Raw genomic sequence first — 325 nt, forward strand, 5'->3', positions numbered from 1 at the left:
ATGAGGGATACTGATAAAAATACGCCAAGAGAAAACTCTCACACGATAAGCGACAACCCCAGTATCAAAATTTTACCTTGTGAGACAATGCCCTATACCACAGTCTCCCCTGAAGGCTCCCTTGAAATCCTTTCTGCCTATGAAGTAAAACAATTAGTCGAGCTGTCGCGAACCAAGGTCTATGAATTGTTTAAGCGCTGTGCTTTAGCGGTCTTAAATACCGGCAGCACCGTCGATGATACCAATGAAATCATCGAGCGCTATAAAGATTTCCGTATCAAATTTATACGCCAGTCTCGTGGTATCAAGCTGCTGATTGAAAATG

At 42.8% G+C, this 325-nt stretch carries 1 protein-coding gene; it reads left to right on the plus strand.

The annotated features are described in order from the left end of the window. Nucleotides 1-87: 87 nt before the first annotated feature. The coding region (locus A3757_RS03060) for a pyrimidine/purine nucleosidase domain-containing protein (protein WP_197469696.1) at nt 88-325 on the plus strand (238 nt) is incomplete at its 3' end.

The sequence above is a fragment of the Oleiphilus sp. HI0117 genome (genome assembly GCF_001635235.1).